This window comes from Proteiniclasticum aestuarii (assembly GCF_017368455.1).
Lineage (GTDB): Bacteria > Bacillota > Clostridia > Clostridiales > Clostridiaceae > Proteiniclasticum > Proteiniclasticum aestuarii.
This window is the reverse complement of sequence record NZ_JAFNJU010000001.1, coordinates 73,490-89,546: the sequence shown is the minus strand read 5'-3', so window position 1 is coordinate 89,546 and position 16,057 is coordinate 73,490. Positions and strand designations below refer to the sequence as shown.

General features: G+C 45.3%; 14 protein-coding genes and 1 riboswitch. Of the genes, 12 read left to right on the top strand and 2 right to left on the bottom strand.

Annotated features, from left to right (window positions below):
- Positions 1-98: 98 nt before the first annotated feature.
- Complete coding sequence (locus J3A84_RS00440) at positions 99-1,286, bottom strand: aminotransferase-like domain-containing protein (RefSeq protein WP_207598027.1); 1,188 nt, start codon at positions 1,284-1,286, stop codon at positions 99-101.
- Positions 1,287-1,560: 274 nt separating this feature from the next.
- Between J3A84_RS00440 and miaB the strand changes: the two genes are divergently transcribed.
- The 7 genes from miaB (at position 1,561) to J3A84_RS00405 (ending at position 11,625) form a co-directional block, all read left to right on the top strand.
- A complete protein-coding gene (miaB, locus tag J3A84_RS00435; RefSeq protein ID WP_281069599.1) occupies positions 1,561-2,892 on the top strand; it encodes a tRNA (N6-isopentenyl adenosine(37)-C2)-methylthiotransferase MiaB in 1,332 nt (443 codons plus the stop codon).
- Between the two features lie 137 nt (positions 2,893-3,029).
- Positions 3,030-5,600 (top strand): DNA mismatch repair protein MutS, encoded by a 2,571-nt coding sequence (mutS, locus tag J3A84_RS00430; protein WP_207598026.1) that lies wholly within the window; start codon positions 3,030-3,032, stop codon positions 5,598-5,600.
- Complete coding sequence (gene mutL / locus J3A84_RS00425; RefSeq protein WP_207598025.1) at positions 5,600-7,453, top strand: DNA mismatch repair endonuclease MutL; 1,854 nt, start codon at positions 5,600-5,602, stop codon at positions 7,451-7,453. The genes mutS and mutL overlap by 1 nt, the downstream gene beginning before the upstream one ends.
- On the top strand, positions 7,450-8,367 hold the full coding sequence (miaA, locus tag J3A84_RS00420) for a tRNA (adenosine(37)-N6)-dimethylallyltransferase MiaA (protein ID WP_207598024.1): 918 nt from the start codon (positions 7,450-7,452) through the stop codon (positions 8,365-8,367). Before mutL ends, miaA begins: the two co-directional genes overlap by 4 nt.
- 86 nt (positions 8,368-8,453) lie before the next feature.
- Positions 8,454-8,699, top strand: a complete 246-nt coding sequence (hfq, locus tag J3A84_RS00415; protein WP_207598023.1) for an RNA chaperone Hfq — start codon at positions 8,454-8,456, stop codon at positions 8,697-8,699.
- A 189-nt stretch (positions 8,700-8,888) separates the two neighbouring features.
- Complete coding sequence (locus tag J3A84_RS00410; protein ID WP_207598022.1) at positions 8,889-10,175, top strand: methionine gamma-lyase family protein; 1,287 nt, start codon at positions 8,889-8,891, stop codon at positions 10,173-10,175.
- A 145-nt stretch (positions 10,176-10,320) separates the two neighbouring features.
- Positions 10,321-11,625 (top strand): hemolysin family protein, encoded by a 1,305-nt coding sequence (locus tag J3A84_RS00405; protein ID WP_242693912.1) that lies wholly within the window; start codon positions 10,321-10,323, stop codon positions 11,623-11,625.
- A gap of 62 nt (positions 11,626-11,687) precedes the next feature.
- Here J3A84_RS00405 and lexA read toward each other — a convergent pair whose 3' ends face one another.
- Complete coding sequence (gene lexA, locus J3A84_RS00400; protein WP_207598020.1) at positions 11,688-12,293, bottom strand: transcriptional repressor LexA; 606 nt, start codon at positions 12,291-12,293, stop codon at positions 11,688-11,690.
- Positions 12,294-12,574: 281 nt separating this feature from the next.
- Here lexA and deoD point away from each other — a divergent pair, with 281 nt between their 5' ends.
- The 5 genes from deoD to J3A84_RS00375 all read left to right on the top strand — a co-directional run bounded on the left by deoD (position 12,575) and on the right by J3A84_RS00375 (position 15,611).
- Positions 12,575-13,291, top strand: coding sequence for a purine-nucleoside phosphorylase (deoD, locus tag J3A84_RS00395; protein ID WP_207598019.1), 717 nt, complete (start codon positions 12,575-12,577; stop codon positions 13,289-13,291).
- A gap of 165 nt (positions 13,292-13,456) precedes the next feature.
- Positions 13,457-13,933, top strand: coding sequence for a DUF2975 domain-containing protein (locus tag J3A84_RS00390; protein WP_207598018.1), 477 nt, complete (start codon positions 13,457-13,459; stop codon positions 13,931-13,933).
- Positions 13,934-13,944: 11 nt separating this feature from the next.
- The gene (locus J3A84_RS00385; RefSeq protein WP_207598017.1) at positions 13,945-14,160 is read left to right on the top strand and encodes a helix-turn-helix domain-containing protein; all 216 of its coding nucleotides are present in this window, start codon (positions 13,945-13,947) and stop codon (positions 14,158-14,160) included.
- 29 nt (positions 14,161-14,189) lie between these two features.
- Positions 14,190-14,987, top strand: coding sequence for a class I SAM-dependent methyltransferase (locus J3A84_RS00380; RefSeq protein WP_207598016.1), 798 nt, complete (start codon positions 14,190-14,192; stop codon positions 14,985-14,987).
- Between the two features lie 114 nt (positions 14,988-15,101).
- Positions 15,102-15,611 carry a hypothetical protein gene (locus J3A84_RS00375; protein ID WP_207598015.1) on the top strand — a complete coding sequence of 170 codons (510 nt, stop codon included), beginning with the start codon at positions 15,102-15,104 and terminating at the stop codon, positions 15,609-15,611.
- 166 nt (positions 15,612-15,777) lie between these two features.
- A riboswitch (cobalamin riboswitch) is annotated at positions 15,778-15,966 on the top strand.
- Positions 15,967-16,057: the final 91 nt, after the last annotated feature.

Here is a 16,057-nt window from a genome sequence, read left to right as displayed (position 1 = left end):
GTCTTACCTCATTTCAAGTTTAGGTTGCATTTTTATTAATATTAAATTATGGGGCAGAACTTTTTGTCTGATGTCTGCCACCATAGTTAATTATACACTTATTCGTAGTATTTATTAAGCACTTTGGCTAATCGCTCTATTCCAACTCTGATCTTATCTTCAGGCATACAGGAATAGTTCAGTCTCATATAGTTGTTGTGGCCGCTTGAGGCGAAGAAAGATGCGCCTGGCACGAATGCAACATTTTCTTTTAGTGCTTCCTGCATAAGCTCCTTGGTGTCGATGTCTTTTCTCACATTTACCCAGGTGAAAAGTCCTCCTGTGGATTCTGTGAAGGTGATGTCCTTATGGAAAGTTTTCTTCATCGTATCAAGCATCACATCTCTTCGCTTCGAGTATACGTCGATGATCATCCGGATATGTTCATTCAGATCGTATCTGGACATATACTCTGCAGCGATTCTCTGATCGATGGAGGAAGTCTGAAGGTCCGCTCCCTGTTTTACCTGAATGAATTTATTGATGATGGTGGGATTCCCTACAACCCAACCGATTCTAAGACCAGGCGTGAAGGTTTTGGAATACGTGCCCATATAGATTACACGGCCTTCAGTATCAAGGGATTTTATGGGATCCAGCTGCTTTCCGTCAAAACAGAGTTCAGCATAGGGAGAATCCTCCACAATGATGAGATCGTACTTATTCGCAATATCTATGAGCCTTCTTCTTTTCTCTTCTGACATGGTGATTCCGGATGGATTCTGATAATCGGGTATAGTATAGATGAACTTCGGTTTCACACCACTCTCGAGCACCTCTTCCAGTTTATCCATATCCATTCCGTCTTCCTGCAGTGGTATTTCCACATAATTCGGATTGTATGCCAGAAAAGCATTAAGTGCACCGAGGTAGGTAGGAGATTCCACAATGACCGTATCTCCTTCATTGATGAACATCTTACCGGTGAAATCCAGTGCCTGCTGTGAACCTGATGTGATCGAAATCTCATCCAGTGTAGCTTCGATATGGATAGGGTTCAGCCTCTGGGCGATAATGATCTCTCTCAATCTCTTCAATCCTTCTGTAGGACTGTACTGCAGAGCCGCTTTGCCTTCCTTCAATACAACATCACCGGCTACTTCTGCGATCTGTTCCAGAGGAAAGAGTTCTGCAGCTGGCAGACCACCGGCAAATGAGATGATTTCCGGTTGCACGGTGAGTTTCAGAAGCTCTCGGATTTCCGAAGCCTTTATTCTTTTTGCGCGTTCTGAAAATTCTATTTTCATATTCCACCCCCATTATAATTACAGATTAAGTATAAACGTTTACAAAAAATTCTTCAATAATGATACAACATTAACAATGTATCAGCAATCAGCACAATTCAATGTAATTTGATGAATTATTAGCTGAAATAACTTACTTTTATTAATGAATGGAATTAGAACAGATACTTTTATTTATTTGTTATATTCGCTATAATAGAAATGCTGTGCAAGAAGAGGAGGATTACCAAAGCAGGTAATCCGTTGATATAGAGTATTAAAGGAGAAATGAGAGTTGAAAAAGAAATATCTTATCGAGACCTGGGGATGTCAGATGAATGAGGAAGATTCGGAGAAACTGGCTGGCATGCTCAAGAACATGGATTACGAGGAAACGCTGTTCCGTGACAAGGCGGATGTGATCATCTTCAATACATGCGCTGTCAGAGAAAATGCTGAGCTGAAGGTGTACGGTAATCTGGGCGCGCTGAAGGCCATGAAAAAGAACAATCCGGACCTGATTTTAGCGGTGTGTGGCTGTATGATGCAGCAGAAGGGGATGCCGGAAGAGATTCTGAAGAAGTATAGACATGTGGACATTGTTTTCGGTACCCACAATGCTCATAAGTTTCCTGAATATCTGGAGCGGGCAAAGGCTGAGAATGCTCAGATCTGCGAGATCTACGAGAAGGAAACAGAGATCATCGAAGGCATTCCCATTGTGAGAGATTCTGAGGTGAAAGCCTTTGTGACCATCATGTATGGCTGCAACAATTTCTGCACCTACTGCGTGGTGCCCTATGTACGAGGAAGAGAGAGGTCCAGAAAACCGGAAGACATTCTGGATGAAATCAGGACTCTGGTGTCCAAAGGCTATAAGGAGGTGACTCTTCTAGGTCAGAACGTGAACTCCTATGGCATCAATCTGGAGAAAGAAGTAAGCTTTGCTCAGCTGCTCAGAATGGTGAATGAGGTGGAAGGACTGGAACGGATACGCTTCATGACGCCCCATCCGAAGGATCTTCATATGGATGTGATCAAGGCTGTCAAGGAATGCGACAAAGTCGTAGAGCAGATTCACCTGCCAGTGCAGAGCGGATCCACGTCACTTCTGAAGAGAATGAACAGAAGCTACACCCGTGAGGACTATATGCGCATCATGGAAGACATCAAGAGAGAGATTCCTGGTGTAGCCCTGTCAACGGATATCATTGTGGGCTTTCCTGGTGAAACAGAGGAAGACTTTGAAGAGACATTGAAGCTGGTGGAGGAAGTGAAGTATGATTCCGCTTACACCTTCATCTACTCCAGAAGAAAATATACTCCGGCAGATCGCATGAAGGAACAGATTCCAGAGGAAGTCAAGCATGAAAGATTCAATCGACTGGTGGAGGCTGTGAACCGGAATGCCATCGCCATCAACAAGACTTACCAGGATCAGATCGTAGAAGTGCTGGTAGAGGGGAAGAGTAAAAACAACGAAGAATACGTGCAGGGAAGAACAAGAACTGGAAAAACGGTGAATTTCCCTGGCGATGAATCCCTGACAGGAAAACTTGTAAAGGTACTGATCACAAAGGCCAGATCTTTCAGCCTGATGGGAGAGATGCTGGAGAATCAGCTGTAACCAGGCAATCAGATGAATCTGAACATCCTCTTGATATGAATAGAGGGTGTTTTTCTCTATACTGGAATTAACGCAAGAAAATTTAAGACGCTTTTGGTATACTGATAAGTAGATGAGTTTACGGAGGAATGAATACTATGGGATTAACACCAATGATGCAGCAGTACTTTTCCATCAAAGAGAATTATAAGGATTGCATCTTGTTTTACAGACTGGGTGACTTTTATGAGATGTTCTTTGATGATGCGGAACTGGCTTCAAAAGAACTGGAACTGGTTCTTACCGGTAGAGACTGCGGCCTGGAAGAAAGGGCGCCCATGTGCGGCATACCTTATCATGCAGCCAATGGTTATATAGGGAAACTGATCAGAAAAGGGTATAAAGTCGGGATCTGTGAACAGGTGGAGGACCCCAAGGAAGCCAAAGGAATCGTGAAGCGGGATGTGGTGAAGATCATCACTCCGGGTACAATGCTTGATGAGAATTTCATGGACAACCGGCGAAACAACTATATCATGGCGGTGACCGATACAGGAGATCGGTATGGTCTCGCTTTCTGTGATATTTCCACTGGAGAGTTTCAGGGGACTTTCATCGAGAAAAGCCTGGTGCTTCTGGATAACGAAATCAGCAAGTTCTCTCCTGCGGAAGTGGTGGTTTCTGACCCTGTGATCAGTGATCACATACAGGATAAATGGAACATTCTCATAAACATTCGTGAAATGGAAGATGCTGTGGACAAGAGTGCTGTCCAGAGTTATTTCAAGAGTCTGTCTGGAGGCTACAATAGAGTGGTGGCTTCCGCCTCCAGTCTGCTTCTTGCCTACCTTGAAGAAACCCAGAAGACCGCACTGACCAATCTGACTCATCTTGAGATCTACAATACCAATGACAGCATGACCCTTGATGTGAACACCAAACGCAATCTGGAGCTGACGGAGAATATCGTGGATAAGGGGAAACGGGGCAGTCTTCTCTGGGTGCTGGATGACACGTCCACAGCCATGGGGTCAAGAAATCTGAGAAGATGGGTGGAAGCCCCTCTTGTGAACAGAGAGATGATTGCAAGAAGGCTGGACGCGGTAGAAGCGGTATACAGCAACATCAATCTCCTGGAGGATCTGAGGGAAGCGCTGAAAGGGGTTTTCGATATTGAGCGAATTGTATCGAAAATCGCTTTGAAGTCCGTGAACCCGAAAGAGATGCTGACTCTGAAGAAGTCGCTGGGGAATCTACCAGCCATAAAAGAGCTCCTTGCCAGAATCGACTATGGCGAGCTGTCAAGGCTCGTCGCCAAGTTCGACACGCTGAGGGATATTCATACGCTCCTTGAGGAGAGCATCGAAGAGGATGCGCCCATGTCCATGAAGGATGGGGGAATCATCAGAAGCTCCTACAATGAGGAAATCGAGGAACTTCGCGACATCCGGATCAATGGAAAGAAATGGATTGCGGAGATGGAACAGAAGGAAAGAGAGTTCACAGGAATCAAATCTCTGAAAGTCGGATACAACAAAGTGTTCGGATATTATATCGAAATCTCTAAATCAAATTACAGCAGCATACCTGAAGGCAGATACATCAGAAAACAGACACTGGCCAATGCGGAGAGATTCATCACCGAAGAACTTAAACTCATAGAGGACAAGATACTGGGTGCGGAAGAAAAGCTTGCAGCCCTTGAATACAGAGTCTTCGGAGAAATTAGAAGCTCCATCGAGATGGAGATCGAAAGGCTGAAACAGACTGCGAGAATCATTGCGGATGTGGACTGTTATCAGTGCCTGGCGAAAGTAGCCAGGGACAACAGCTACGTGAAGCCTCATATGAACGAGGATGGCGGAATCTCCATCACGGAGGGAAGACACCCTGTGGTGGAGAAGATGATGCAGAAAGGGGAGTTCGTCTCCAACGACCTGACCATGAACCAGATGAATGAAAGATTTCTCATCATAACGGGTCCGAACATGGCAGGTAAATCCACCTATATGAGACAGGCTGCACTGATCAGTCTCATGGCTCAGATCGGGTCCTTTGTTCCAGCGAAATCGGCTAGTCTGCCCATTTCAGACCGGATTTTCACAAGAATCGGAGCATCCGATGATCTGGCTGGAGGCAAATCCACCTTCATGGTGGAGATGAGTGAGGTTTCGGATATTCTCATGAATGCCACAGGCAGTTCGCTGATTATTCTGGATGAAGTGGGCAGAGGCACCAGTACTTATGACGGATTATCCATTGCCTGGGCTGTCATAGAACATATTCTGAAGGCGATTCCAGGAGCCAAGACCCTTTTTGCGACGCATTATCACGAGCTTACCGTGCTGGAAGGGGAACTGGAAGGCGTGAAGAACTATTCCGTTCTGGTGAAGGAAGTGGGAAAAAGCATCGCGTTTCTGAGAAAGATCGTACCCGGCGGAGCAGATGAATCCTATGGGATTGAAGTGGCAAGACTTGCAGGCCTGCCTAAAAATCTTCTGGGCAGAGCAAAGGAGATTCTAGGGAAACTGGAGAAGAAGGATGCCAAGGTGATAAAAGGAATCAGCAGTGTCAAGGAAGAGAAGGAGACACTGCAGATCGGGCTATTTGATTATGAGAAGGAACTGATGCTCGACAAACTGAAATCACTGGATGTACTGAACATCACACCCATGGAGGCACTAAAGATTCTTCATGAAATCCATACAGAAGCGAAGGAGTTGAACTGATGGGTAAAATCAACATTCTGTCGAAAGACACCTTCAATAAAATCGCTGCGGGGGAAGTGGTGGAAAGACCAGCTTCCGTGGTCAAGGAGCTCATTGAAAACTCCATTGATGCGAAAGCGACGGAGATCTATGTTGAGATTCTGGAAGGTGGAGAGAAACTCATAAAAATCGTGGACAACGGAGAAGGCATTCTGGAAGAGGACATGCGCAGTGCCTTTCTTCCCCATGCCACCAGTAAGATCAGAACTGCGGATGATCTGTTTTCCATCGTGACCATGGGATTCCGAGGGGAAGCCTTATCGAGTATTTCTTCCGTTTCCAGAGTGCTCATGCGATCCAAAGCCGTGGACAACGATGGACGAGAAATCCTTGTGGAAGGTGGAGAAATCAGGTATGAGAAGTTTTCTCCCATGGACCAGGGCACACTCATGGAAATAAGGGATCTCTTTTATAACGTACCCGCAAGAAAGAAGTTTCTGAAATCGCCATCCCGAGAAGGATCCATCATTTCGGAAATCGTGTCCAAGATTTCCATGGCCCATCCGCAGATCTCCTTCAGACTCATGGTGGAAGGGAAAGAGGTTCTGAGAACTTACGGTACGGGGAATCAGAAGGATGTGATTCGGCAGGTATACAACAAGAAAGTCTATGAGAATCTCTTCTATTTCGAGAATCACTACGATTCTTTCAGCGTATTCGGGTATATCGGCAACGAGGAGATTTCAAGAGGGTCCAGGTCCCACGAGACCATCTTCGTGAACAAGAGACTGGTCCAGTCCAAGGTGATCACCACAGCGGCTGAGAAGGCCTTCAAGTCCTTCGCCACTGTAAGCAGATTTCCGTTCTTTGTGATCAACATCGAGGTGTTTCCGGAAATCATCGATGTGAACATTCATCCCCAGAAGGCAGAGATCAAATTCGAGGATGAAAGCCACATTTTCAAGAGTGTTTTCGGGACGATTCATAGTGCCATGGGGGAAGGTCTGAAAGATACCTTCGCCATCGAAGAGGAAGAGGAGAAAGAGTCTTTTGTGCAGCTGCGGCATCCATCTGCCTCAGCTCCCGTCTATATTGATATTCCGGTGGATACCATGAAGCCGGTGAATGCAGAGGAGTTTCAGAAGAAGGAGCATAGTGAAACAGTGTCGCATCAGGAAGCGAAAAGCTATGAATCCGATGCAGGGCTGGATATCAGGATCAGAGAAGAAGAACGTCCCATGAAGAAGGCATACTGGCCAGAGGATTCCGATGAGAGTTCGGCAAAGACGGCGAAATTTCCCATGCCAAGAATCATCGGTCAGTTCAGAGATACCTACATACTGACCGAGATTCATGATGAACTGTATATTTTCGATCAGCATGCAGCCCATGAAAAAATCAACTTCGAAAAGTACATGACGGAAATCAGAGAGGGTGCCGTGGCATCCCAGGGGCTTCTTATTCCTGAAATCGTGGATCTGGATCTGGAAGACCATCAGCTCTATCTGGAGAATCGTGAAGTGCTCAAGGAAGCCGGATTTGTCATGGAAGACTTTGGCGACCGCAGCATATCCATCCGCGAAGTGCCTCTGTTTCTTGGAAAAGTGCAGGCATCTTTCTATCTTCATGAGATTCTGGACAATATCAGAAATCTCGGAAAAGGCAACAAGGAGGATGTGAAGCATCTGAGGATTGCCACTGCAGCGTGCAAGGCTTCCATCAAGGCCTATGAGCCTCTGACCATGGAGGAGATGAGACACCTCATCAATGAGCTGCGCTTCATCAGTGAGCCCTTCACCTGCCCACATGGACGACCTACACTGGTGAAGCTCACAGAGAAAGATATGCAGAAAATGTTTAGGAGAATAGTATGAGTGATTTAATCATTATCGCCGGCCCCACGGGTGTGGGAAAAACTGAAATCTCCCTGCAGCTGGCGGAACGGATTCATGGAGAAATCGTGTCCTGCGATTCCATGCAGATCTACAAGGGGATGGATATCGGTTCTGCGAAGGCGGATCTGGAGGAAACGAGAAGAGTGCGGCATCATATGCTGGACATCGTGACCCCCTTTGATTCTTTTACAGTCTCAAATTACAAGGTCCTGGCGGAAAAAGCCATCGATGAAATCCTGTCCAGAGGGAAAGTGCCCATCATGGTGGGCGGCACAGGTCTTTATATTGATGCGGTCATCAAGGACCTCTCCTTCACGGAGGGTGGAAATGACGAAGCTTCCAGAAATCAGCTGATGGTGCTGGCAGAAGAGAAAGGGAAAAGCCATGTGCATAAAATGCTTCAGGAGGTGGATCCTGTTTCCGCAGAGAGGATTCATCCCAACAACCTGAAAAGAGTCATACGCGCCCTTGAAGTATACAAGGTGACAGGAAAACCCTTCTCCAGTTTCAAAGACAGCACCAGAGTGAATCCCAAATATGACATCCACTACTTCTATCTCAATAAAGACAGAGAGAGCCTGTATAAGGGGATTGATGAAAGGGTCGAAAAAATGCTGAGCATGGGGCTTCTTGAAGAAGTGAAAAAACTCAAGGCTCTTGGGCTCACGAAGGATTTCGTGTCCATGAAAGGGATCGGATATAAGGAGTTTCTCAGTTATCTGGATGAGGAAATGTCACTGGAGGAAGCTGTAGAGCTGGTTAAAATGAGATCCAGAAATTATGCCAAGCGGCAGCTCACCTGGTTCAGAAATCATGATATTGCCAGAGAGCTGAACAAGGATCAGCTCACCGATGAGGAAATTCTGAAAATTATGGAAGAATGCATCAAATAAATAGAATGAACCATAATAATGTATTATAATGAAACAAAAGCATATACAATCATACATCAATGCTTCACATTTTGGGGGGAATGAATATGAGTAAAGTAATCAATAATTTTCAGGACGTATTCCTGAATGGGGCCCGGAAATCAAAGACCCTTGTAACGATACATCTGGTCAATGGATTTCAGCTGAAGGGGATTGTCAAGGGATTCGATAATTATGTGATCGTGCTGGAAACCGAAGACAAGCAGATGCTCGTCTATAAGCATGCGGTCACAACCATCACACCAGGAAAACCCATTCTGATTCTGGAAGATGAAAAAGAAGATCACGAGTAGATTCGAGAAGGCACTACCATTTCAGGTATGCCTTTTTCATTGGAACGGATTTATACTGTTTCTTTCTGTTTCTTTCATGGATTGCAAAACACATTTCAATCCATGATGAGATGTGGTATACTGTTCAATTGTATGTAAGTGATAATCAGAGAGAAGACAGAAAGTTATAGAAGTGAAAGGAAGAAAAGAATGTATAGAAAATCTCAGGAATATCTGATGAATGAATATAAGATCAGCGCATCAGCGCTGGAGCTCCACCAACGCACCATGGAAGCTGTTGAGCCCCTGTTCAGGGAATACGAGAACATACGGGAGTATAATCAGTTTAAAGTGCTTAAAGCCTTCCAGGAAGAGAGAATCAGCGACTATCATTTCACCAATACCACAGGCTACGGGTATGGGGATATCGGGAGAGATACACTGGACCTGGTCTATGCCAGAATATTCAAGGCGGAAAAGGCTCTGGTGAGACCCCATTTTGTCAGTGGCACCCATGCCATCTCCAGTGTGCTCTATGGGATTCTGAGACCGGGGGATACTCTTCTTGCCATCACGGGACGACCCTATGATACCATTCTGGGTGTCATAGGCATTGATCAGACGGAGGAGGATGGGAACATCGGTTCGCTGAAGGATTTCGGCATCAGCTATGAGGAAATCGAACTGCGTAACAATCAGATTGATATCGATGCGGTACTGAAAACCCTGAGAGCCGATCAGAAAGTGAAAATGCTTCATATCCAGAGAAGCAAAGGATATGCCTCCAGAAACAGCTTCACCATCGGCGAAATCGAAGAGGCGATCCGTGCAATCAGGGTGGAATTCCCCGATGTGATCATTTTCGTGGACAACTGCTATGGAGAATTCATAGAAGATCGTGAACCCGTTGAAGCCGGTGCGGATATCGTGGCAGGGTCTCTCATCAAGAACGCCGGGGGAGGCATATCTCCTACAGGAGGCTATATCGCAGGAAGAGGCGACCTGGTGGATCTTTCCTCCTATAGACTGACCGTTCCTGGATTGGGCGGAGAAACAGGGTCCACATTCGGTGTTATGCGAAGCTTTTTCCAGGGACTCTTCATGGCACCGCAGGTGTCCATCGAAGCACTGAAGACAGCGATCTATGCCGCCAAAATCATGGAGCAGGCAGGATTTGAAGTGCATCCGAAAGCGGAAGTGAAAAGAACGGATATTGTTCAGGCCATCACGTTCAGGGATAAAGACAAACTGATTGACTTCGTCAAGGGGATACAGTACGGCGCACCAGTGGACTCCAATGCATCCTGTGAACCCTGGGACATGCCGGGGTATAAAGACCAGGTGATCATGGCAGCCGGTGCCTTTATACAAGGCGCTTCCATAGAACTGTCCTGTGATGCACCGATCAGAGAACCCTATACGGCATATCTCCAGGGTGGGCTCAGCTTTGATCATGGAAAAATCGGTATTCTTATTGCAATTTCAAGGATTCTCTAAAAAAAACACCGGCAGTATGCTATAATGTACTCAATGTATCAGAAGATAATATAGAAAAAATATGATGAAGAAAAGGAGATTAAGATAGGTCGGATTATGACCTAGATAAGATTTTATGGATTCAAGTGATTTAGGTTCCCAATTATTGTTTATTGTCGTACTCATACTGGTCAATGCTTTTTTCGCCATGGCTGAGATGGCGATGGTTTCTGCGAATAAAGTAAAAATCAGTATGATGGTTGAAAAAGGCAACAAAAAGGCGGAGAAGCTCCTGAAGATTCTGGAGAAGCCCAGTAATTTTCTATCCACAATTCAGGTAGGGATTACTTTGGCAGGCTTTCTTGCCAGTGCCCAGGCAGCCACAGGGCTTGCGGTGCACTTATCAGGATTTACAGCCGGAATCGGTTTGGAACTTCCTGAACAGGCATCCATCATCATAATCACAATCATTTTGTCCTACTTTACGCTGGTGTTCGGAGAGCTGGTTCCTAAAAGAATCGCACTCCAGAATTCGGAAAAAATCGGAATGGCGACAGTGGGGATCATTGGTGTAATATCCACCATATTCAAGCCTTTTGTGGTTCTCCTCTCGTTTTCCACCAACATATTCGCCCGCCTGGTCGGTGTGGATAGCGATGCGCTGGAAGAAGAGGTCTCACTGGAAGAAATCAGATCCATCATTGAAGTGGGCCGGGAAAAAGGCGTCATCAATGAAACGGAACGGGATATGCTCGATGGTATCTTCGAGTTTGATAACCGTCTTGCAAGAGAAATCATGACACCGAGAACAGAAGTTGAGATGATTGAAATCGTAGAGCCGATCAATAATGTCATCACGAAGATTACTAACGGAAGCTACTCCAGAATCCCGTTCTATCTGGATGAAGTGGATAATGTGGTGGGGATCCTCTACATCAAGGATCTTTTCAGACAGCTGATCAATAAAGGGAAAGTCCATAATCTGGAAGATCTTCTTCGGAAACCGTATTTTGCGCCGGAAAACAAGTATATCGACGATCTCTTCAAGGAGATGCAGGTGGCCAATGCCCAGATGGCAATCCTTCTGGATGAGTACGGCGGCTTCTCGGGTATTGTCACCATAGAAGATATTCTCGAAGAGATTGTAGGAAACATATATGATGAACATGATGTTTTCGATGAGTACATCAACAAAGTGACTGATAACATATACCTTATCGACGCTCTGGTTTCCGTGGACGATTTCAATGACGCATTGGGATTTGAGATTGAAACGGATAATGCGGATTCCATAGGCGGATATGTCATTGAACGTCTTGGAAGAGTGCCTAAGAAAGGAGATTCCATCTTCTATCAGGGCCATGAATTCAAGGTCCAGCAGATGTCTGGAAGAAGAATCAAAGTACTGAAACTGATCATGGATCAGAAGAAAATGGACAAGGAATATATCGACGCGAAAGAAACAAAGTGATTTGACGCATAATAAAGAGATGAAAACCCCTCTGGATTTCCAGAGGGGTTTCACAATCTATCTTAATATTTTCTGTAGAGGCCCACAAGTTTACCGATGATTTCACACTCGGTCACAATGATCGGTGACATGCTGGAATTTTCAGGCTGAAGCCTGATATAGTTTTTTTCCTTGAAATATCGTTTGATGGTGGCATCGCTGCCGATGAGGGCAACGACGATGTCTCCGTTATTGGCGCTGCTCGCTTTTTCGATAAAAGCAAAGTCACCATTATGGATTCCGGCTTCGATCATGCTTTCGCCTTCCACTTTCAGGATAAAAAGATCATTATCATGCTTTACAAACTTCAAAGGAATCTGGAAGTAGTCTTCCACGTTCTCCACTGCCAGAACCGGTTCTCCTGCGGTGATTTTTCCGACCATGGGAATGGGAATCATTTCAATCTGCTTGTTCATCAGCTCAGGAATCATAAGCGCTCTTGGCTTTGAAGGATCCCTCTCAAGCTTTCCGTCCTCCTCCAGCTGCTGGAGATAGGAATGCACGGATGATGTGGATTTAATATTCAAAGCCGTGCAGATTTCTCGCACTGATGGTGGGTATCCTTTGGCTTCTGTATAGGAAAGAACATAGTTGTAGACCAGCTCTTTCTTTAATTGACCTTTTTTCATAGCATTCACCTCAAGATTATTTTATAGTGATTATATCACGTATAGAGGCAATAATCAAACGAGCGTTCTCATATATAAAAGTCATCAGAATCATCAGGCATTGTTTGTCCTGATACATCACCCGGCCCTGTTTCGCAGCTCTGGCAGAGGGATAGGGATGCCTTGTGGATTATTAGAGAAATTTTTCCCATCTCATGGTAAAATAAGAGGGAATAGACAGACTGCAGAACCGGGATGCACTTTCCGTCTGCGACATGTCAGCAAATAATTGGAGGTATGTTATGTCAACACATATTGGAGCAAACAAAGGCGATATCGCAAAAACAATCCTGCTGCCAGGAGATCCGCTGCGTGCCAAGTTCATCGCTGAAACATTCCTGGAAAATCCGAAACAGTACAACAATGTACGAGGAATGCTCGGATACACAGGAACCTATAAGGGCGTAGAAGTATCTGTACAGGGAACAGGGATGGGTATTCCGTCCATCTCCATTTATGTTCATGAGCTGATTCATGAGTATGGTGTGAAAAATCTCATGAGAGTCGGAAGCTGCGGTTCCATGCAGGAACATGTGAAGATCAGAGATGTCATTCTGGCAAGCTCCGCTTCCACCACATCTTCCATCAACAAGAACAGATTCAGAGGTATGGACTTTGCACCGACAGCAAGCTTTGAGCTTCTGCACACCGCCTACACCAAGGCTAAGGAGTTAGGTGTGAATGTGCATGTGGGGAACGTGCTCAGCTCAGACATCTTCTATGATACCACAGGCGCTGCAAAGCTGTTCATGGATGCAGGAACCCTTGGGGTGGAGATGGAAGCTGCTGCTCTATATACAGAAGCAGCCCTGGCCGGCGTCAACGCACTTACACTCCTGACGGTTTCAGACAGTCTGATCACAGGAGAAGAGACCACTGCTCTGGAAAGACAGGAGACATTCAAGGAAATGATGAAGATCGCACTGGAAACGGCTGTGGCCATGGCGGAAGCAGAATAACACGATCTCAAAGGCAGGAAGAATGAGAAGAAGAACTGGCAGAGCGAAATGCTCTGTCAGTTCTTTTTACAATAATCAATAAAATATTATTGATTATCGATAAAAATAATGATATAGTATGTATAAATCAAGTATCATTACTAGTGGAGAAAGAAGGTATTATTTATGAAAAGAATGACCATTTCCCTATTTCAGATCGGTGTCCTGTTCATCACCCTATGCATCGTACTTTTAGCCGCATTCTGGCTGCCCCAGACAGCAGCGTATTTCTCCAAGGACGCACCGGAATACGCCTATCTTCAGTATCCGCTCCTGGGGGCGATCTATGTGACGCTGATTCCTTTTCTGCTGGCTATTTTGGAAGGCCTGAGGTTAAGCAGAAGAGTCGCACTGAATGATGCCTTTTCGGATGCTTCAGTGCTTCACCTGAAAAGAATCAAGATGTGTGCGTTTCTCATCTCTCTTCTGTACCTGGTGGGAGGACTCCTGCTCAATGCTCTTGTGGATATGGCCCCGGGAATCGCACTGCTGGGCATCATCATCATGCTGGCATCGCTGATGATCGGACTCATCAGCGGAATTCTGGAAGAACTTTTAAGAAAGGCGCTTGAGATCAAAGAAGAAAATGATCTCACCGTGTAAGAGGTGAAGATATGGGAATCATAGTAAACCTGGATGTCATGCTGGCCAAAAGAAAGATGAGTGTCACAGAACTGTCAGAGCGTGTGGGCATCACCATGGCCAACATTTCGAATCTCAAGACGGGGAAGGCCAAAGCGGTGCGTTTTTCAACCCTGGATGCCATCTGCAGAGCACTGGACTGCCAGCCGGGTGATATTCTGGAATTCCGGGACGAGATGGAAGAATAGGAAGTAAAGTGAAGTGGAGGATCATGCGAATGGATTTTGAAAAGCTGAAGAAGATGGAAGATGAACTGGAACGCATCGCGGCAACCTATGAAATCTTTCAGGAAGATACCAGACTGAACTGGTCCCAGGCAGCTCGCGTGGAGTTTCTCACCACCGTGAGATACATTGAGCAGTATCTTAAGCCTGGAATGAGGATTCTAGACATCGGCGCAGGTGCGGGGGAATACAGCATTCACTTTTCCAGGAAGAAGTATCATGTGGATGCACTGGAGCTGTCGGCAGCGAACATCCGGGCATTCAGAAAAAAACTGACGAAAGAGATGAACCTGACGCTTATTCAGGGGAATGCCATGGACTTATCCATGTACGAGGATGCTTCCTTTGACATTGTTCTTCTGTTTGGTCCTCTGTATCATTTAAGCAGAGAGGAAGATAGAAGAAAGTGTATCTGTGAAGCGAAGAGAGTGCTGAAAGACACTGGAACACTGTTCTTCTCCTTCATCAGCAATGACATGGTCATTCTCACGGAATTCAAATACAGGAAGAACTTTTTTATCGAGAACAGCTATGATCATGATACCTTCAAAGTACATGATTTCCCGTTTGTCTTCTTCACTCTGGACCAGTGCAGAGACATGCTGAAATCAGCTGGCATCAGGGTGATCGGAGAAGTGGCATCAGATGGGGTCACGGAACTGATGCAGGATGAAGTGAATGCCCTTGATGAGATCTCTTACGCAAAATATCTGGACTATCATTACTACACCTGCGAGAAACCGGAAATGCTTGGAAGAAGCAATCATCTGCTCTTCATCGGAAAGAAGTAGAGAAGGGACATCTATCATGGAATCCGTTCAATATGAGGATTATTGGTGAATCTGTACACGGTGAAACATATCAGACAGAGTGCATCCTGAAGGATGTGCTGAAAGGAGATGCTGATGCATAAAAGATGGATCCTAATGACGATGCTTCTGACGTCTGTTCTATTTCTATCGGGCTGTCATCTGCTTACCATCAATCATAGAATAAGTGAATCAACGGGGATTCCTATACCGGACTCCATCAGAATTGATTACGAGGATACCCATGGCGGTTTTCATGGAGATGGGGAAACCCTTGCCATCGTGAAATTTGACGGAGATACTGCACAGAGCGTTCGCGCAGAGATTCTAGAGCAGGCGGACTGGAAAAGGCTGCCCCTTACTGAAAGTCTTGGGGTTATGATGTACGGTGGCGTGAAAAATGTGATCACTTATGCCTATGAGTATGCTGAACTTCTCCAGATGCCACACATAGAAAATGGATACTGGTATTTTGAGGACAGACAGATTGAAAGCGGATTATCCAGGGAAGGTCAGGATCTGTTTCCAAGAGCTTCTCAGAATTTCACCATAGCCATTTATGATCTGAATACAGATATTCTCTATTATCTTGAAGTGGATACGTGATGCGCAATATGAGACCGGAATCCCCTGTGTGTGAGCGTTATTGACGATCAGGAGGGTGCGCGGTTTTCATCGAAAAAGAAGGCATTGATATTTTTTTATCCGGATTGATTAAAATAATCCTTTGACATTTTATTCTCATCTGCACTATACTGTGGATATAACACAAAACGAAATAATACATTAGGTATCTTTACTTCAGGTAAAGATTTAATAGGGAAAGAGGTTTGAATCCTCTACAGCCCCCGCTACTGTGTACAGGGATGAAATCTTCAGAAACCACTGAGTTATGCTCGGGAAGGTGAAGAGAGTAAAACGATCTGTAAGTCAGGAGACCTGCCTAATTGTAGTTCATCATTTCATAACTTCGGAGGGAGGTTTGTGAGTTTTTTCTTTTGCAGAAAAACACATGGATTTCGCCATGTGTTTTTATTTTTTTCAGGGGGAAT